The 16,881-nt window shown below is 59.1% G+C and carries 18 protein-coding genes; 3 read left to right on the top strand and 15 right to left on the bottom strand.

The window, feature by feature from the left end; all coding sequences use genetic code 11:
• Window positions 1–515 precede the first annotated feature (515 nt).
• The 8 genes from NKH70_RS12740 to NKH70_RS12705 all read right to left on the bottom strand — a co-directional run bounded on the left by NKH70_RS12740 (window position 516) and on the right by NKH70_RS12705 (window position 7,147).
• Window positions 516–1,208, bottom strand: coding sequence for an amino acid ABC transporter permease (locus NKH70_RS12740; RefSeq protein ID WP_023809599.1), 693 nt, complete (start codon window positions 1,206–1,208; stop codon window positions 516–518).
• 18 nt (window positions 1,209–1,226) lie between these two features.
• A complete protein-coding gene (locus NKH70_RS12735) occupies window positions 1,227–1,943 on the bottom strand; it encodes an amino acid ABC transporter permease (RefSeq protein ID WP_353025467.1) in 717 nt (238 codons plus the stop codon).
• Between the two features lie 69 nt (window positions 1,944–2,012).
• Complete coding sequence (locus tag NKH70_RS12730; protein ID WP_353025370.1) at window positions 2,013–2,840, bottom strand: transporter substrate-binding domain-containing protein; 828 nt, start codon at window positions 2,838–2,840, stop codon at window positions 2,013–2,015.
• A gap of 32 nt (window positions 2,841–2,872) precedes the next feature.
• Window positions 2,873–3,613, bottom strand: coding sequence for an amino acid ABC transporter ATP-binding protein (locus NKH70_RS12725; RefSeq protein ID WP_353025369.1), 741 nt, complete (start codon window positions 3,611–3,613; stop codon window positions 2,873–2,875).
• Window positions 3,614–3,670: 57 nt separating this feature from the next.
• Window positions 3,671–4,234 (bottom strand): peroxidase-related enzyme, encoded by a 564-nt coding sequence (locus NKH70_RS12720; RefSeq protein ID WP_353025368.1) that lies wholly within the window; start codon window positions 4,232–4,234, stop codon window positions 3,671–3,673.
• Window positions 4,231–4,713, bottom strand: coding sequence for a CMD domain-containing protein (locus tag NKH70_RS12715; RefSeq protein WP_353025366.1), 483 nt, complete (start codon window positions 4,711–4,713; stop codon window positions 4,231–4,233). Before NKH70_RS12715 ends, NKH70_RS12720 begins: the two co-directional genes overlap by 4 nt.
• On the bottom strand, window positions 4,710–6,179 hold the full coding sequence (locus NKH70_RS12710; protein WP_353025365.1) for an NAD(P)-binding domain-containing protein: 1,470 nt from the start codon (window positions 6,177–6,179) through the stop codon (window positions 4,710–4,712). The genes NKH70_RS12715 and NKH70_RS12710 overlap by 4 nt, the downstream gene beginning before the upstream one ends.
• Window positions 6,176–7,147: a LysR family transcriptional regulator gene (locus NKH70_RS12705; RefSeq protein ID WP_352460627.1), complete on the bottom strand. Its 972-nt coding sequence runs from the start codon at window positions 7,145–7,147 to the stop codon at window positions 6,176–6,178. The genes NKH70_RS12710 and NKH70_RS12705 overlap by 4 nt, the downstream gene beginning before the upstream one ends.
• A gap of 221 nt (window positions 7,148–7,368) precedes the next feature.
• Here NKH70_RS12705 and NKH70_RS12700 point away from each other — a divergent pair, with 221 nt between their 5' ends.
• Complete coding sequence (locus NKH70_RS12700) at window positions 7,369–8,439, top strand: NAD/NADP octopine/nopaline dehydrogenase family protein (protein WP_353025364.1); 1,071 nt, start codon at window positions 7,369–7,371, stop codon at window positions 8,437–8,439.
• Between the two features lie 189 nt (window positions 8,440–8,628).
• On the opposite strand, the gene NKH70_RS12695 is transcribed toward NKH70_RS12700, so the two are convergent.
• The 5 genes from NKH70_RS12695 to NKH70_RS12675 form a co-directional block, all read right to left on the bottom strand.
• A complete protein-coding gene (locus NKH70_RS12695) occupies window positions 8,629–9,417 on the bottom strand; it encodes an amino acid ABC transporter ATP-binding protein (RefSeq protein WP_502908351.1) in 789 nt (262 codons plus the stop codon).
• A gap of 10 nt (window positions 9,418–9,427) precedes the next feature.
• Window positions 9,428–10,519 carry an amino acid ABC transporter permease gene (locus NKH70_RS12690; RefSeq protein WP_353025363.1) on the bottom strand — a complete coding sequence of 364 codons (1,092 nt, stop codon included), beginning with the start codon at window positions 10,517–10,519 and terminating at the stop codon, window positions 9,428–9,430.
• Window positions 10,520–10,521: 2 nt separating this feature from the next.
• Window positions 10,522–11,637 carry an amino acid ABC transporter permease gene (locus NKH70_RS12685; RefSeq protein WP_353025362.1) on the bottom strand — a complete coding sequence of 372 codons (1,116 nt, stop codon included), beginning with the start codon at window positions 11,635–11,637 and terminating at the stop codon, window positions 10,522–10,524.
• A 65-nt stretch (window positions 11,638–11,702) separates the two neighbouring features.
• A complete protein-coding gene (locus NKH70_RS12680; RefSeq protein ID WP_353025361.1) occupies window positions 11,703–12,737 on the bottom strand; it encodes a transporter substrate-binding domain-containing protein in 1,035 nt (344 codons plus the stop codon).
• Window positions 12,738–12,765: 28 nt separating this feature from the next.
• Complete coding sequence (locus tag NKH70_RS12675; protein WP_353025360.1) at window positions 12,766–13,974, bottom strand: trans-sulfuration enzyme family protein; 1,209 nt, start codon at window positions 13,972–13,974, stop codon at window positions 12,766–12,768.
• A gap of 79 nt (window positions 13,975–14,053) precedes the next feature.
• On the opposite strand from NKH70_RS12675, the gene NKH70_RS12670 reads away from it, so the two are divergent.
• Complete coding sequence (locus NKH70_RS12670; RefSeq protein ID WP_353025358.1) at window positions 14,054–14,950, top strand: LysR family transcriptional regulator; 897 nt, start codon at window positions 14,054–14,056, stop codon at window positions 14,948–14,950.
• Between the two features lie 272 nt (window positions 14,951–15,222).
• Here NKH70_RS12670 and NKH70_RS12665 read toward each other — a convergent pair whose 3' ends face one another.
• Window positions 15,223–15,552 carry a hypothetical protein gene (locus NKH70_RS12665; protein WP_353025357.1) on the bottom strand — a complete coding sequence of 110 codons (330 nt, stop codon included), beginning with the start codon at window positions 15,550–15,552 and terminating at the stop codon, window positions 15,223–15,225.
• On the opposite strand from NKH70_RS12665, the gene NKH70_RS12660 reads away from it, so the two are divergent.
• Window positions 15,551–15,814 (top strand): copper resistance CopC family protein, encoded by a 264-nt coding sequence (locus NKH70_RS12660; protein WP_353025356.1) that lies wholly within the window; start codon window positions 15,551–15,553, stop codon window positions 15,812–15,814. The two genes, NKH70_RS12665 and NKH70_RS12660, sit on opposite strands and share 2 nt — an antisense overlap.
• 114 nt (window positions 15,815–15,928) lie before the next feature.
• Here NKH70_RS12660 and NKH70_RS12655 read toward each other — a convergent pair.
• Window positions 15,929–16,881, bottom strand: a 953-nt coding sequence (locus NKH70_RS12655) for a heavy metal translocating P-type ATPase (protein WP_353025355.1), incomplete at its 5' end; no start/stop codon positions are given.

The following is a 16,881-nucleotide window of genomic DNA, read 5'->3' as shown; positions in this document are numbered from 1 at the left end:
GCGTTCGGCAAAAGAAGTTGGCCGGCGTCAGGGTGGGAGCTGTTGGGCTGTGCGGCGCCGGCCAAGCGGACATCAGGTCCGCCGCCCAACACACATCGCCGATTCTTCCAAGCGAAGTTATGGTGTGATCACGGAAGAACAGAAGCTGTGCTGCCTTTCGTGGGCTGATACCGCGACATCCTTCGCCGGCAGCTTTCCGAGCTAAGAGACGGTGAACTGGTGGGCTCCGTTTATCGGCCCACAATGCCTGCCCAGCCGATTGAAGCGGAGCACGACATGCCTTCAAAGCACGTGGGATGCCAGGTGCCTGGGCGCGGTTGCGACTGCGCGATCGGTGCTTCAGTCGGCATGAAGCCCGTCAGCAGCGACAAAAGATGCTATCAACCAAACGCATGAAATTCACCGGTACATACATCGGCTGCTTGGGTTTCTCCTCAAGCTTTTCATCCCCGAAAGAATTGCCTCCCAGGTGCGGCTCGATATCCGAAGCTTGACGAGTCTATCCCAGATCCGCCTCACGTCCGCACCCTCAGCGCCTGCTCCAGCCTGTCGGCAATCTGCGTGACGATATAGGCAATCACCATATAGATCACGACGGCAATCACAAACGCTTCGAGGTAGTAATAGTTCAGCGCGGCGGTCAACTGGGACTGGGCGAAGATATCGACAACCTCGATGGCGAATCCGAGAGAAAGGGCCTTCATGATGACCATCATCGAAGTTGTCAGGTCAGGAATTGCCGTGAGGGCCACCTGGGGAAATAGGATACGTCGGAACAGTTGGCCGCCCGTATAGCCCAGGGAATGGGCTGCGTCCGACTGACCGGTGTCGAATGCATTCAGGGCTCCCTTTATGATCTCCGATTGGAACGCGGCGACACAGCCGGTAATCGCAACGACAAGGATGACCCAATTGGGGGTTTCGTGGGCGTTGAAGTTGATCCCCAGCAATGAGAACAGGAACTGGAATGCGGGCGGCAGACCGAAATAGGCGAGGAAAATCACGATGACCATGGGAACGCCCTTGAAGACGATCTTGTAAGTCATGATGAGCTCTCGCAGCACCGGTACCCGTCTGTATTCGATAAGCGCGAATATGCTGCCGACTATCGTCGACAGGACGAAAATCATGAGCGCCATTCCAATTGTCACGGGTACGGCACTCAGAATTTCCTGGGTGTCCTGGAGCAAAATATCGGTATCAAACATGGTCGAATACCCCTTACGTCAGACGCTCGCGAGGAGCTCGTTCTTGATCGGAGTTGTTGTCGTCGCCTCTGGCGCTTGCATCGGTGATCGAAGCTCGAAGAAGCGCACGATGAGCCATGCGACCAGGCACATCAGCGAATAGATGACCGCCAGGACGAGGTAGGTTTCGAACTGGTACTGGTTATAGTCGCGCTCCATGATCAAATGCGCAGTCGCCATGACGTCGGCCGCGCCGATATACATGACCAGCGCAACGTTATGGATCAGGTAGATGATGGAGTTCCCGTAGCCCGGCAGTGCGAAGTGCACCGCTTGCGGGCCGACGACGCGGGTGATCTTCTGTCGGAAGGTATATCCCAGACTGTCGGCCGCATCATGCTGGCCGCGATCGACGGCCAGGTATGCAGGCCGCATGACTTCTGACAGATAGCCGCCGTGGTAGAGGCTCAACCCCACCATGGCAGCGATCGTCGCCGAAATAAAATCTTTGGCGCCGAACAGGATCACCAACAGGGGAAGCCCGTAGAACGCGACGAACAACTGCAGCACGACGGGAACACTGCGGGCATAGGACACGTAGAGGTCCACCAGGTGACTGATGACCGGCACCCTGCGAACCCGGAGGGTTGTCGCAATGAGAGCCAGGCAGAACCCGGTAATGAGGGCCGTAAACGTGATGGCGAGCGTCAGCGGCAGTGCCGAGATCAACTCGGGGATCATAGCAGAAACATCCACTTGAAACGCTCCTTCTTGCAATTCAGCCTTGCCGCTGACTAGCGAATATGGTCGTCGTCGACGGCCGTGTTATTTCATGTACTGGACGATGCCCTCGCCGAACCACTTCTGCGAGAGCTTTTCGATCGTGCCGTCGTCTTTCAATTCCTTGAGAACCTTGTTCACATCGTCGGCCAGAACCTTGTTCTCGTCTGATCTGTGGATCAGCATGTAGGTGTTGTTGCTGAACACTGGTTCGGACGCCACGATATCGAGTTTCTTTTCCTCGATGACGGTCTGCTCACCCAGATTCGAGGGCAGCACGAGAGCGTCGAACTTCCCGTTCTGGACTTCGTCCAGACGGTTCGGGTACGGAATACCGGCGCTCGATGCCGTTACATCGAGCTTGTATTGCGGGTTTTCTTTCTGCCAGTTCATGATGAACTTGTAGGTTCCGCCGCCGGCCGTGGTCGGAACGATCCTCTTGCCGACCAGGTCCTTCATCTCCTTGATTCCGCTGTCTTTCTTGCTGTAGATCTTCATCAGGCTGGCGCCCATTGGATTTTCCGGAATCAAGAACTGCTTGGCGCGCTCGGGGGACTTGTAGTAGCCGCCGACCGCGATGTCGTACTTGCCCGTGGCCAGGCCGGTTTCCTGCGCGATGTCGGAGACACCTTCCATCTCGAACTTGTACTGTGGCAGCTTTGCGTTGATCGCCCTCAGGAGATCGGGTTCATAGCCCTGCGGCTCGACGCCTATCGCGCCCCACGCCAGGGGCTTGGATTCCGCCGACGTCGCGATCTTGATCGTCCTGACCGTTTCGCCGTGACTGATCCCCACGGTTGCAAGGGCGATTGCGATGCCGCCGGCAACAGTCAAGGCAGCGCGGCGGGACAAACTGGATATGATTGTAGACATTTCTTAGGTTCCCTTCTTGTTGAGTTGTTGAGCTATTGAAAAGCGAGCTCCGACTGCAGGAATTGCGCCAGTCTTGGGCTGGAAGGTGCATCGAAGACCTCAGCCGGGCTGCCATCGGCGGCAACCACGCCACGATCCATGAAGACAATTCGGTTCGAGATGTTCTTTGCGAATTGCATCTCGTGGGTCACAAGCAGCGAAGTGATCCCTGACGAGGTGACATCCTTGATCACCTTCAGGACTTCACCGACGAGTTCGGGATCCAGCGATGATGTAGGCTCATCGAAGAGTATCACGTCGGGACGAACCGCCAGGGCGCGCGCGATGCCGGTGCGTTGAAGCTGGCCGCCCGACAGCTGGGAGGGATAGCTGTCTCGCTTCGGGGAAAGGCCGACCCGCTCGAGCTCCCGCAGGGCGATCTCGCGCGCCTCGTCGGTGGACTTGCGCTGCACGACGACCAGGGGATCCATCACGTTCTGGAGGACCGTCATATTCTTGAAGACGTTGAATTGCTGAAAGACCATCGCTGTCCGAAGCCGGATCGCCTGGATAGCTGTTTTGTCGGCGCGTTGGTAATCCATCCGAATCTGATCGAACGCGATGGTTCCTGACGACGGCTTGGCCAGGTAGTTGATGCATTTCAGCAGCGTGGTCTTGCCGGTGCCGCTGGGGCCGATGATCGACACCACGTCACCCCGCTTTACCGAGAGATTGACGCCGTTCAGGACCTGCGTGCTTCCGTAAGACAGCTTTACATCTTTGAGTTCAAGCATTTCTGGTTGGTGCCCTTCACAGTGTGAGACGGAGTGCCTTGACCGCATGCGACATCATCACCCGCTCTCCGCATGGCCGAGAACGTGCATCAGCCGGTTTGCCCAGCCGAAGATCGATATGGCGTGGATCAGGTCGATGATCTCGCGGTCATCCATGCCGACTGATCGAAGCGCCGCGATATCGTCTGCCGTCGCTTCCGACGGCGCCGCCGACAGGCGGCGGGCAAAACTGTAGATTGCCGCATCGCGCGGGCCGAGCGCTTCAGGTTTGTCGAGATACAGCGCGGTGACCACTTCGTCGCTCTTGGTCAGCTCTGCATGCCTGCGGGCGTGAACGACGGCACAGAATTTGCAGCCATTGACGATCGAGGCACCCAATGCACCAAGTTCGCGGTCAGGACGGGCAAGCCCGCCTTCGACATACATGATTGCGTTGAACAAGATCGTGCGGGCGAGGTAGCTCTCCGGGTCATGCGCAAGGGTGCGCACATATTCCGAAACCTTCTTGGCCGATGGCGTGACCTTCATCGCTTCAAGCTGTTCCGGGGTGGCCTCGGATAGCTCGACCGGCGCGATGTACGGGTGCCAATTCAATGGCTTCAGACGAACCGCGGATATCATGTCGACCTCATCAGGCGCAGGCCGGCCGCCACTCGCGTCTGGAAATTTACAAATGCAATCAGTTCGGAGAGCGCGACGATTTGGGGACTGTTCAATCCGGCCTGGGCGAGCAGGGCGATATCGCTGGCTTCCGCCTTTTTCGGCGTCAGGGTGATCAGGTCAACATGACGGACGATGGTCGCCAGGGGTTCACTCAAATCCGTTTCCCCCTGGGCCAAGGCCAGAAGCTGCTCAGTCGGACCAAGCTGAGCCAGTTGCACATCATATTCGGCCATCAGGACCGGATCGCGATTCAGGGCGGCCATGCGACGGGCCAGGGCAACCCTTAAATTCGACGCCAGCCCCTGATCGTTTGCCGGCTGCAGGACGGAGAGGCGACATTCTTCGGCCCCCTGCACGAATTCGGGCCGAAACCGCCGCGCGGCGAAAAGGGCATCGTCCGGGGAAATACCGGCGGCCTTGTCCATTGCGTCGATCACAGCGCGGCCTCCTTCTGCAACAAGGGGGTTGAATCGACCCATTCGTCGCCCAGGAGCTCGGGCGTGTCGTAGGCGATCAGATTGGCGAAGTGGGTTTCGACATCTTCGGCAAACAGCGATGCGGCGATGCCGCGGACCAGACGGTCGGCACCGGCGCTGACGGCTGGGATATCGCCGGAAACCTTGCCGTGGGTCAGCATGGCGGCGTCGTTGAAGCAGTGGATATGCGACAGCATCGGGCAGGAGCCGGGAACGCGTTCGCGAAATTCGAAGGCGGGACCAAGATCCGGCGCGTCCGACATGCCCGCACGCGGCGGCCCCATCTCCTGCGTATATCGGCTATCCGACCAGGTGCGGATATGTGGCGCGATGGCTGCAAATTCCGGGCGGCCGTTGAAGTCGTTTGAAAAGCCAGTTGCCGCGATCAGGAAGTCGTAGCGCATCGGCCCTTGTGTGGTTTCGACCAGGAGGCTTCCCGCATCTTCCTTGACCGCGACGATGCCGCAGTCGAGAAAGAACCGAGCATTCGCGTGGCGAGACACGCGAAGCGTCGATGAACGTGGCGGCGGCGTCTGGGTTAAGGCGGTGTAGTCGAAGAACTTCCACTTCCAGGCATCGGGCAATTGATGCATGCCGAGTACAACACCCGGGCTGCCGATGCCGGTCAGCTTGTTAATACGCGGCATTTCCTTACGCCGGATCAACATATCGACAGAGCCGGCGCCCGCCTCGAGTGCAGTTGCGGCATTGTCCATGGAAGAGGCACCAGCGCCGATAACCGCCACACGCTTACCTTTCAGCGCATCGAAATCGATGTCGTCGGCAGAATGGGCCCAATAGGCGCGATCGATGCCGTTAAGGAAATCGGGCACGGCAAAACCGCCCAAACCGGACCGACCGGTGGCCAGAACGAGACGACGGCTGAGAACCCGGCCGGTTTCCGCGCCCTCGATGTCGATCGCAATCAGATCTCCAACGGGTGCCAGTCCGATCATGCGCACGCTGTTGCGCACAGGCAGACCGAGAACCTTGCGGTACCAAACCAGGTAGTCCATCCACTTGCCCTTGGGGATTTTGTCCAGCGACCGCCAGGCCTCAACGCCCCATTGCGCCGTGAACCAGGCGCGGAACGTCAATTGCGGCAGGCCGAGCGACGGACCGTTGAGCGTCTTCGGCGACCGGAGCGTTTGCATGCGGGCAAACGTTACCCATGGTCCTTCGAGCCCGGCCGGAGCCGCATCGTAGGCGACGACGTTGGTAATCCCGGTAAGCACCAGCTTTGCAATGGCTGCAAGTCCGCACATGCCAGCGCCAATGACAACGACATCACGGACCGGGGCGCCCTCATGCATGCGTGTGGGGACCCAAGGCTTGGCAGGCAGCTCAAGCAAGTCGAGATCCTGCGCGAGTTGGGCTTCCAACGCGGCAAGGCCTGTCGATGCTGCCGGGGTAGGAGTATGCTTCATATTCCAGTTCCGTTATTTGTGCCCGACGCGGGATCGTTCACCAATTGGCTGGCCAAGGCCGGATCGAGTTTCTTGAAGCCGACGATCGATCGTTCAGCCACCGCTTCGACCGCATCCATCAGCGCCTGCGCGACTGGGCGAAGGGGACGTTTTGCGGCAGCCACAACTCCCCAATAAAAGAGAACGGTCGCGTCGATCGGGCGGATGGCGACCCCAGGCAAGGCCACGCCATAGGCGGTGAGGGGATCAATGACAGCGGCAACGCCGGTCCGGCGCACAAGCTGCAACGCGCCATAGGCAGTATTCGTCCGGATCACTGGCCCGGTGTCGATGCCCCTGGCGGCCAATGCCTTGGAGACGTGCAGTTGGAAACGCAGCGGGTTGAGCAACGTAGCGACGCGACGGCCGGCAAAGGCCGAAAGCGGTATGACATCAAGTTCTGCCAGCGGATCGTCCTCCCGCACGGCGGCAACATCGGGCGCCGAATAGAGCCGCAGGACATCCAGACCGGGCGTATCGAGCGGCAGGCTTGAAAAGCCGATCTCGGCACGACCGCTGCGCACTTCCTGGGCGACGATGGAGGGAAGAAACTGTCCCAGATGTGTCTCGTGCGGAAGCTCGACACCCTTGAGCTCGGCCATGGCCGTCGGGATTAGGCCAGTGCCGATCGCCGAGGTTGTGACAATCTGCAGGATCCGACCCCGGCCGGCGGCGATCATCTTGGCCCGCGCCGCGAGTTCGGTGAAGGACATCAGCAGTCGCCGCGCTTCTTCTTCAAATGCGACACCCTCTTCAGATAGCTGCACCCGTCGACCGACCCGGTGCAGCAATTCGAAGCCAAGTTCGGCCTCGAGATCCTGAATGGTGCGTGTCACCGCAGGTTGGGAACGCCCGAGCATGTCAGCCGCCTTGGTAATGCTGCCGCTGGCAGCAACCGCAAGGAAGGTCTGAAGGTCCCGAGTTTCCATCTTCTCCCTACATGTGAAATCCGTATGATTGACATCGTCTCATTCATTTTTGATATATGTCAAGCGGAAACTAATGTTCACAGCGGCGCTTGCCGGCTCAGAGCCGGAGCCCTTGATCGAGCAACCGACGTGACTCCAATTCGAAACCTCGTGATGAAAAAACTTGTAGGCGGGGACGGCAAGGATTCTCGAACCATAAAGCCTGCAACAGGAGGAATGTTATGCGCGTGAGTATTCTGGGCGCCGGAGCAATTGCCTATGGCCTTGCGGCCTATTTGGCACAATCGGGACACTCGCCAACACTTTGGTCACCGTCGGGACACCGCACCAGAACGTTGGCTACTGGCGAATTATTGAAGGCGACGGGTGATATCGAGGCGACGGTGCCGGTGCGCATTGCCAAGGATTGTAGAGATGCCATCGACCACGCGGACGTGGTGGTGATCGCGCTTCCGGCTTACGGCCACAAGATGGTGATGGACGCCGCCGCCCCTCATCTGGCAGATGGAATTCCGGTCATCATCAGTTCGCATAGTTCGTTCGGGGCTCTGTATCTTCGAAAGCGGTTGACGGAGCGCAAGGTCAGGTTGCCGATCGTCGTCTGGGGCACAACACTACTGACTGGTCGCCAGCTCGGATCAACCGAAGTCAATGTCACTTCCATTCGCCAGAAGCTTGACGTTGCGACGCTGCCTTTCAGTTACCAGGATCAAGGACACGAACTTTGCACGGCCTTGTTCGGCGATCGTTTCGTCAAGCGGGATGGTCTGCTGGCGATTGCGCTCAGCAACCTCAATCCGCAGAACCATCTGGGAATTGCCCTTCTCAATCTCACACGCATGGAGAAGGCCGAGCAGTGGAGCCAAGGGGGGAATGTCACTCCTGCCGTTGGTCGCTTGATCGAGGCTCTGGATGCCGAACGGTTGGCCATCGCTGCCCATTTCGGTATCGCGGTTCGTACCGTCCAGGAACATTTTTCATTGTCGTTCCACGTCCCCATGAGCACTGTTTCGGAAATGAACCAGGAGATGGATCGTCAAGGCCGCGGCGGGTTTGGCCCGACAACCATCGAGAGCCGCTATATTCTCGAGGATGTTCCGTTCGGCCTGCTACCGACTGCCGTTCTGGGGAAGATCAGCGGAAATCCGGTGACACTCCATGAATCCGGAATTTCCATCTTGTCGGCGGCTTATGGCCGGGATCTCAAGGCCGACAATGATATTCTTCCTGCGCTCGGCATCGAGGGAATGGCAAAAGCGGATCTTGAAGCCCTTTGCCGCAACGGGTTTTAACAGTGGATTTCAGCATCGGCCAATACAAACAAAGCCGGTCGTCCAGGATGCTATCAACGCATCGGCCGACGCGCTCACAGCGGATACCAATCCAGTTGTCGGCAAGCGTCGGGGATCGATTTTGGCAGAATGTGCGAACAAAATCGACATAGAGTAATTGAACTCATCAAGGCCGACGAGTTCGATTACCTAATTCAGAATCTGGCTAAGAAACAGCTTGCTGCGTTCGTGAAGCGGGTTTGTGAAGAACTCGACCGGAGTGTTGGTCTCGACAATCTCGCCCTGGTCCATGAACACAACGCGGTCCGCAACCTGGCGGGCGAATCCCATCTCGTGGGTGACGCACAGCATTGTCATGCCATCACCGGCCAATGACGCCATTGTATCTAGCACCTCTTTGACCATTTCGGGATCAAGTGCCGAGGTCGGCTCGTCGAACAGCATAATTTTCGGGTTCATGCAGAGTGAGCGAGCAATGGCTACGCGCTGCTGCTGGCCACCAGAGAGCTGACCCGGATATTTGTGCGCCTGATCGAGAATCCCTACGCGCTCGAGATAGTGGATGGCTGTCTCTTCAGCCTCCTTGCGCTGAAGTCTGCGCACCCAGATCGGCGCCAATGTCAAATTCTCCAACACGGTCAGATGCGGAAAGAGGTTGAAATGCTGGAACACCATGCCGATGTCGCGGCGGATTTCATCGATCTTCTTCAGATCGTTCGTTAGCTCAGTGCCATCTACGACGATATGACCTTTCTGATGCTCCTCCAACCGGTTGACGCAACGGATCATCGTCGACTTGCCAGAGCCAGACGGTCCACAGATCACCAGCTTTTCGCCGCGACGAACCGTGAGATTGATGTTCTTCAAGGCATGGAAGGTCCCGTACCACTTGTTGACGCCAATCATCTCGACGGCAGCCATCTCGGCAGTAGAAGATCCAGGTTCAGCATGTCGCGTGCGAGGGGTGGATGACACCATGTTCTTGTTCCTAGTGCGATGTCGGACCGCGCCGTTCTAGGAAGTCGGCGAAACGGGCGAAGGAGAAGGAGAGCGCAAAGAAGATCGCGCCGATAAACAGGAAGGTCTCGGCCGCCGGCGATGGCCATTCGGGATCCGCAAGCGCTGCCTTGCCGGAACTGATCAAGTCGAACAGGCCCACGACGAGGACAAGACTGGTGTTCTTGATCATGACGATGATTGTGTTGGCTAGTGCAGGGATGGCCACGCGGATGGCCTGTGGCAGGATAACGAGGTACTGGGTGCGCCAGAAGGGAAGGCCGAGCGCGGCGGCGGCCTCGTATTGCCCATTGGGGATAGCCTGAAGCCCGCCGCGGATGACCTCGGCCAGATAGGCCGCCGCAAAAATGGTCAGAGCAACCAGCGCGCGCACGAATTTGTCGGGCAGCAGCGATTCCGGCAGGAAGAGCGGCATCATGATCGATGCCACGAACAGGATAGACAAGAGGGGAAGGCCGCGCACTGATTCAATCAGTACCACCGCGCCGATCCGCACCGCAGCCATGGAAGAGCGTCGGGCCAGCGCAAGCAGAATGCCGATCGGAAAGGCGACACCGATGGCAACGACGGTCAGTATCAACGTTACAGGCAGTCCGCCCCATAAGGACGTGGGGACTTCGACCAGCCCAAGGCCACCACCCATCAACCAGACGATCAACGCGAATGCTGCCAACCAGAGCGCGAGTAATCGGGGCCTCCAGCTAGCCGGACGAACGGACCAGCCCAGCAGCGCCAGGATGAGTAGGCACACAATGGCGGGACGCCAGCGGTCATCAATTGGATAGATGCCGAACAGGAGCTGGCCGGACTTGGCGTATACGAAACTCCAGCAGGCTCCAGCCGCCGCACGACAGGCGTTCGGGTCGGATTCGAACAGCACTGCGTCTACGACGAGCCAGCGCAGCACTGGCGGGACGGTGACCATCAGCAGAGTGCCAAACACCAGCGTCAATGCGGCGTTGAAAGGCGTACCGAATAGGAGCCCGGCAGAACGCTGCAGGACTGGGAAGCGAACACGTCGCTCCAGGGGATCGACCGGTAACGGGAGAGAAACGGCCTTCATGATTATCGCTCCACGATGGCGATGCGGCGGTTGTACCAGTTGGCTGCGCCCGACATGGTGAGATTGAGGGCGAGATAGACGCCGAGAATGATGAAGACGCCTTCAATGGAGTGGCTGGACTTGCTGATGGTCGTATTCATGACTGCAAGGAAATCCGGGTAGCCAACCGCAATTGCCAAGGTCGAGTTCTTGACGACGTTGATGTACTGGCTGTTGAGCGGTGGCACGATTACCCGCAGCATCTGGGGAATGACGATCAGGCGCAATATCTTGCCGCGCGGTAGGCCAAGCGAATGGCCAGCGTCCCACTGGCCGCGGCCGATCGACAGGACACCGCCACGCACGATTTCTGCTACGAAACCCGTTGTGTAGAGGGTCAATCCGATGAGGATCGTGCTGAGCTCCGGAGTCAGTTCTTTGCCACCTTCAAAGTTCGAGCCGGTGAAGACCGGCCAGTCGATGGTGAACCGCGCGTCAGCGAGCCAAACTCCTGCGGCGCTAATTGCCAGCACACTGGGCACGACAGCCTTCGGCGACCAACCTTTGCGTACTGCGATCCAGCCTGCGATGGCGAGCGCGATGGCGCACAAGATCATGAGGAAACCGGTCATGCCTGCGTCGATGCCAACGGATGGCACCACGAAACCGCGCATGGAAGCATAGACGCCAGGCAGCGGGTTGAGCGCCTCGCCGACTGGCGGCAACATTTTCCACCACAGCGAATAGAGGAAGATCAGAAGAACGATAGGGGGCGAATTGCGCGCCAGTTCCACCCACACGCGACATGTGCCCGCAGCCAGTGGGTTGCTGCTCAGCCGCGTGATGCCCACGATCAGTCCGAGAATGGACGAGAAGACGATGACCAGCGTGGAAATGAAGACTGTGTTGGTCAGGCCGACTACAATGGCCCAGTAGTACGGATCCCGCGACTTGTATGTGAGGATTGCCTCTGAGATGACTATCCTGGACGGCATGGACAAGAAGTCAAAGCCTATCGGGATACCGCGCGCCTCAAGGTTGGCGAAGGTGGTGCTGACGAGTAGCGCGGCGAACGCCAGGAGAGCAGTCGCCAAGGCGGCCTGAATGATGATTGATCTGGTTTTGGCGTCACTCAACATGCTGACCTCGGGTCCACATCGCTATCGGAAGCGAGGAGCGCGTCAGGCGCTCCCCTCGACGCACCTCAATCCCACGGGAAAGGGTAGTTCAGGCCGCCATCTTTCCACAGGGCGTTCAAGCCGCGTTCGACCTTGAGCGGGCTATCCTTGCCAAGATTGCGATCCCAAATCTGGGCGTAATTGCCGGTCTGCTTGATGACGTTGTAGACCCAATTGTCATCCAGCCCGAGGGGCTTGCCGAAGCCGGCTTCCTTGCCCAGCACTCGCTGGACCTCCGAATTGCCCCCAGCGAGCTTTTCGTCGATATTTTCCGACGTGATGTTGTTGGCCTCTGCCCAGAACAGGGCATTTATCGTCCATCGAACGATGTCGAAGAGCTGTTCATCGCCGCGCGCGATCGCCACGCCATTGGGCTCGGCAGCCTTTCCGACTTTGATGATGTCGTAATCGTTAGGATTCTTTGCGACCGAGGCACGCTGCCCTGCTGCCGCGGTTCCATCGGTGACGTAGGAATCGCAGCGGCCGCCGAAGAAGGCATCGCGGGCCTGGAGGGTCGAGTCGTAGTAGACCTTCTTCATCGAGATCCCGAACTCCTCCTCGGTTTCCTCGATCGCCTTCTCGGTTAAGCTGCCGCCGCCTTGAAGGCAGACAGTCTTTCCGTCGAGCAGCTTCGGCTCGGTGATTTTGTCCGCTTTGCGGACGAGGATGCCATCCGTGTCATAGAGGTTGATCCAGACGAAACGGACCACGGCATCGCGCGTGTAGGTGATGGTGGACGTGCGCGACAGAATGTCGATTTCTCCAGTCTGTAGCGCAGGAAGTCGCTGAGCGGCATTGAGCGGCACGTATCGGATCTTATCCTTGTTCCCAAGAATGGCGACCGCGAATGTACGACAGATGTCGGAATCGAAGCCGCGATAATACCCCTTTTCGTCGGGTCGAGAGAGACCGGGCACTCCCTGGCTCGCGCCGCAACTGACGTAGCCACGTGCCTTTATCTTTTCGACGACGCTTTGCGCGGCCGCATCTCCCGCGCTTGACGCCAGGCCGACCAGCCCGATCGCTAAGGCGGCAAGCCATTTATGCCCTTCGCATTTCATATCCGTTCCCCTTTCGTTGAAGTTGTTGTCATTCTGCAGCCTTGGCTTCGCCAACTGTGGTTCGTCGCGTTTCCGCAAAGTGCTCGAAGGCCTGTGACAGATCGGCCAGAAGGTCGCCGATGGCCTCCAGGCCGACAGAGAGCCGCCAAACTGGGCCAGGCTTCAGCCAGTCGAGGCCGCTGCGGCCCTTTCGAGGATCACTGACGGAGATCAGCGAATGCACCCCGCCCCAGCTTGCACCTAGCCTGAACAGTCGCATGCGACGCAGGGCCTCGGATTGGTGGGGCGCTAGTTCCGGCTCCAACACAAACGAGAAGACACCTGCCGATCCGGCGAAGTCACGCTTCCAAGTCGAGTGGCCGGGATGGTCGGGCTCACTCGGATGCAGGATCTGCGCAACCTCGGGACGCTCCGACAGCCACGATATGATGTTCTGCGCGGTGCTGTCGGCTTGGCGCATGCGCACCGGCATGGTCATCAGGCCACGCTCGCACAATGCGCAATCCTCCGGCGAAACGCCGTAACCGAGAAAACGCGCGGTATCCTTTAACCGCCGGAACAAGGTGTCGTCGTTCACCGTCACCGAGCCCATCAGCAGGTCGCCGTGGCCGCCGGCGTGTTTGGAAAGCGCCTGCATCGAGATGTCGACACCATGCTTGAGCGGTTTGAACAACAGGTGCGAGGCCCAGGTGTTGTCGGCCGCGACAAGCGCGCCAGCCTCGTGGGCCGCAGCCGTGATTGCTGGCACATCCTGTACCTCGAAGGTCGCGGAACCCGGTGATTCCACCCAGACCAGGCGCGTCCTGTCATCGATCAACGCCGAAATGCCTCCATCGAGCCTGGGGTCGTAGGTCACGGCATCGATGCCAAGGGTAGCGAGAAGGCGGGCAGCCATTTCGCGTGCCGGCCCATAGAACGTCTCCGGGATCAGAACCCGATCGCCACCATGGCAGACGGCCATGGTCGTCAGCGTTATGGCCGCCATTCCGGAAGGGACGACGAGCGCCCGAGATCCACCTTCCAGTGCAGCGATATGGTCTTCCAAGTGGCGGCTGGTCGGAGTCCCGTAAAGTCCGTAACTGAAGCCATCGTACAGTCGATCGACGCGGCGCTCGAAGGAATCCAAATCGTCGAAGACGACCGTGGAGGCGCGTTCAACTGGCATCGCCAACGACTTGAATGGCTCCTCCGAGCGCTTGGGAGGATGGATATGTGAAGTGTCGTCGTGTCGGGTCATGGGCGGACTTTAACTGGCTCGCCCATTGCCATCTATGACCGTGGCGATAAAGGTAATCCACTTTTGATATGGAATGCCAATGAACCCGCGCGACATCGATGTGTTCAACGCAATAATGATCACGGGTGGCGCCGGCGCAGCGGCGACGCTGCTGGATACTTCGCAGCCCGCGATAAGTCGGTCTCTGACGAAGCTGGAATCGGAGCTCGGTTTCAAGCTGTTCGACCGTATCCGCGGCAGGCTGGTGCCGACCCGGGAAGGAGAACTTTTCCACATCGAGGTAAAGGCCAATCTGGTGGGGTTGGGTCGGCTCAAGCTGCGCGCGGCCCAGATCAAGGAAGTCGGGACGGGGACGATCCGCGTTGCCAGCCTCTCGGCACTCGGCCACGGTCTGGTGCCACGTGCCATCGCGGCTTTCTCGAACAAACATCCACAGGTTCGCATCAGCTATCAGGTGCGCACGTCCAACGTCGTGCGCGATCTGGTGGCATCTGGCAGTTTCGACATCGGTCTCGCTGCCGACGAGATCGACACGACAGGCGTGCTGCACAGCATCTTCACCACCCCGCGCGCTGTCTGCGTGATGCCGAAGAACCATCGGTTGGCCCGCAAGCCCGTGGTCAGGCCTGCTGATCTTGAGGGTGAGGCGTTCCTGGCACTGTCGCCGGAAGACACGGTGCGGCTCGCCATGGACAAGATCTTTGCCGAGCATCGTGTGCGGCCGCGCGTCGTGATCGAAACACCTTACGGTCTGACCATTGCGATCCTTGCCGCGAAGGGCATGGGTATCGGTCTGGTCAATCCTTCCGTCATTGCCGACCGCATGATCGACGGCATCGTCGCCAAGCCATTCGAGCCAGCCGTGCATTTCCGAGCACTGATTTTGCGCCCCCCAGACGGCATCAACTCGACGTTGACAACCGATTTCATCGCCGAGCTTTATGCAGCGCGCAATGCGCTGTCGAGCGAGGTCTAGGCGAAGGAACTATCGCATTTGTGAGCCCAACCCCAGTGACCGCCCTAGGTGTTTGGTGATGGCCTTGAATTCGTCGATCGACTGACGCTGGTCTCGATCCAGCATGCCGTATCAGGCCACAGAATAGTAGACAGCTCAAGCCAGAGCTTGAATCTCACGGCCCACGCTCTCGGGTTGGGTCAGGTTTTAATTGTGTGTGTTCGCTGAACGAGAGATTTCGCTTGCCGCATAGTTGTCGGCCCTGCTCCTTGCCCTAATGGAGGCTATCGAACTCACTCAAAGTCCGCGCGGCTGGTCTCTTCCCGAATGGATTTCAGCACTCTTGCCTGAAGCTCCAGGACATCGCGATCATGCTGAATGCCGGTCGGCCGCGGCCTGACGGCAGGCACCGTAATGCACTCCTTGATACGACCCGGGTTGAGGCCCATGACGAAGTCGGACAGATAGAGCGCCTCCTCGACATCGTGGGTGACGAAGATCACGGTCAGGCGATGCTCCTGCCAGATCTGCATCAAGAGTTCCTGCATCTGGCCACGGGCTGGCTGATCCGCCGCTTCATCGACCCGGATGCACAAGATCAACTCAAACCGGAGAACGGCCATGAAACGGCTTCTGACGGTCGCTGCTCTTTTGGCGGCAGCCAGTTTGGTTACGATGCAAGGCGCAGCCGCCGACGACGCTGCGATGATCAAGAGCGCTGATCCGCTGCACCTCCTGCCGTGGCAAGCGGCGCTGCCGTCTACGCCGCGGATGAAAAGGGCGCATGCTCGATTGCTCGAGGCTACTCCAGAGATCAATAGCACCATTGCCGCTCCGCCCACTGAGATTCGACTGCGCTTTAGCCGCAAGCGCCTGGCCGGATAGTGCCCCAGCAGTAAGCGTGCTCTGGTTGCGGTTGCCCGGTTTCGTGGACCATGCGAACTGGACGCATTTGTCGTCCAAAGAACTGCTATAGCGCTTAGGCTCCAAAGAGATGCGCTAAACATCTTGGATTCGAACGCGCAGCAGTTTTGCCGAATTCAGGAACACCAGGACATCTGGCCCCAAGTGCAAAATCGCTGCCTGGATAGGACCGATCCAGCCCATCAGCGCTGCGGTAATGCCTAAAACGTGCACAACACCGACACCGACGAAGATATTTTCCTGAATTGTCCGGTAAGCGCGTCGCGCAATCGCGCGGGCGCTGACAATTCTTGCCAGATCATCCTTCATCAATGCGATGTCGGCGGCTTCCAGAGCTGCCTGCGCGCCGCCGCCGCCCATCGCAATGCCGACATCGGCGCGTGCCAGCGCCGGCGCGTCGTTGATCCCGTCGCCGACCATCGCCACGCGATGGCCCTGCTTTTGCAGTTCGGCGATGGCGGCGACCTTGTCCTGCGGCATCAGATTGGCACGCACTTCATCCATGCCGAGCTCCTTGCCGATGGTCCGCGCTGTGGCCTCATTGTCACCCGTCACCATCACCATGCGCTTGACCCCGGTTGCACGGAGCTTTGCCAGCGCTTCGCGCGCACCTGGTCGCAATGTGTCGGCAATAAAAATCACGCCCGCGAATGTCCCATCGACCGCGACGTGAACCGGCGTCTGTCCGCCCTTTTCGATCGCATCGGAAAGCGGCACGCCGGCCTCGCGCAACAACGATGCATTCCCGACCAGAACGGTGCGTCCGGCGACCGTCGCCTTCACACCGCGCGCCTGCAACTGATCGTACTGCTCCGGTTCCGGGACATCGATTTTCATCCGGGCGGCATAGTTGACGACCGCCTTCGCCAGGGGGTGAGCCGAGCGCCGATCGGCGGCGGCGGCAAGGCTGATCAGATCAGCTTCCGAAAGCGTGCCGTCCTGTATCTCCACACCGACAACCTCGGGCTTGTTCGCCGTCAGGGTGCCTGTCTTGTCGAACACCAGGACGTCGACCTTGGCCAAAGACT

The organism is Mesorhizobium sp. M0991 (assembly GCF_040318915.1).
Lineage (GTDB): Bacteria > Pseudomonadota > Alphaproteobacteria > Rhizobiales > Rhizobiaceae > Mesorhizobium.
The sequence above is the reverse complement of the archived record's forward strand: the minus strand, read 5'-3'. Positions and strand labels throughout refer to the sequence as shown.

Bases quoted from the DNA above. Each gene is read 5' to 3' on its own strand.
- NKH70_RS12740 (WP_023809599.1), bottom strand. From the start codon at position 1,208: ATGTTTGATACCGATATTTTGCTCCAGGACACCCAGGAAATTCTGAGT.
- NKH70_RS12730 (WP_353025370.1), bottom strand. From the start codon at position 2,840: ATGTCTACAATCATATCCAGTTTGTCCCGCCGCGCTGCCTTGACTGTT.
- NKH70_RS12725 (WP_353025369.1), bottom strand. From the start codon at position 3,613: ATGCTTGAACTCAAAGATGTAAAGCTGTCTTACGGAAGCACGCAGGTC.
- NKH70_RS12720 (WP_353025368.1), bottom strand. From the start codon at position 4,234: ATGATATCCGCGGTTCGTCTGAAGCCATTGAATTGGCACCCGTACATC.
- NKH70_RS12710 (WP_353025365.1), bottom strand. From the start codon at position 6,179: ATGAAGCATACTCCTACCCCGGCAGCATCGACAGGCCTTGCCGCGTTG.
- NKH70_RS12705 (WP_352460627.1), bottom strand. From the start codon at position 7,147: ATGGAAACTCGGGACCTTCAGACCTTCCTTGCGGTTGCTGCCAGCGGC.
- NKH70_RS12700 (WP_353025364.1), top strand. From the start codon at position 7,369: ATGCGCGTGAGTATTCTGGGCGCCGGAGCAATTGCCTATGGCCTTGCG.
- NKH70_RS12695 (WP_502908351.1), bottom strand. From the start codon at position 9,417: ATGGTGTCATCCACCCCTCGCACGCGACATGCTGAACCTGGATCTTCT.
- NKH70_RS12690 (WP_353025363.1), bottom strand. From the start codon at position 10,519: ATGAAGGCCGTTTCTCTCCCGTTACCGGTCGATCCCCTGGAGCGACGT.
- NKH70_RS12685 (WP_353025362.1), bottom strand. From the start codon at position 11,637: ATGTTGAGTGACGCCAAAACCAGATCAATCATCATTCAGGCCGCCTTG.
- NKH70_RS12680 (WP_353025361.1), bottom strand. From the start codon at position 12,737: ATGAAATGCGAAGGGCATAAATGGCTTGCCGCCTTAGCGATCGGGCTG.
- NKH70_RS12675 (WP_353025360.1), bottom strand. From the start codon at position 13,974: ATGACCCGACACGACGACACTTCACATATCCATCCTCCCAAGCGCTCG.
- NKH70_RS12670 (WP_353025358.1), top strand. From the start codon at position 14,054: ATGAACCCGCGCGACATCGATGTGTTCAACGCAATAATGATCACGGGT.
- NKH70_RS12660 (WP_353025356.1), top strand. From the start codon at position 15,551: ATGAAACGGCTTCTGACGGTCGCTGCTCTTTTGGCGGCAGCCAGTTTG.
- NKH70_RS12665 (WP_353025357.1), bottom strand. From the start codon at position 15,552: ATGGCCGTTCTCCGGTTTGAGTTGATCTTGTGCATCCGGGTCGATGAA.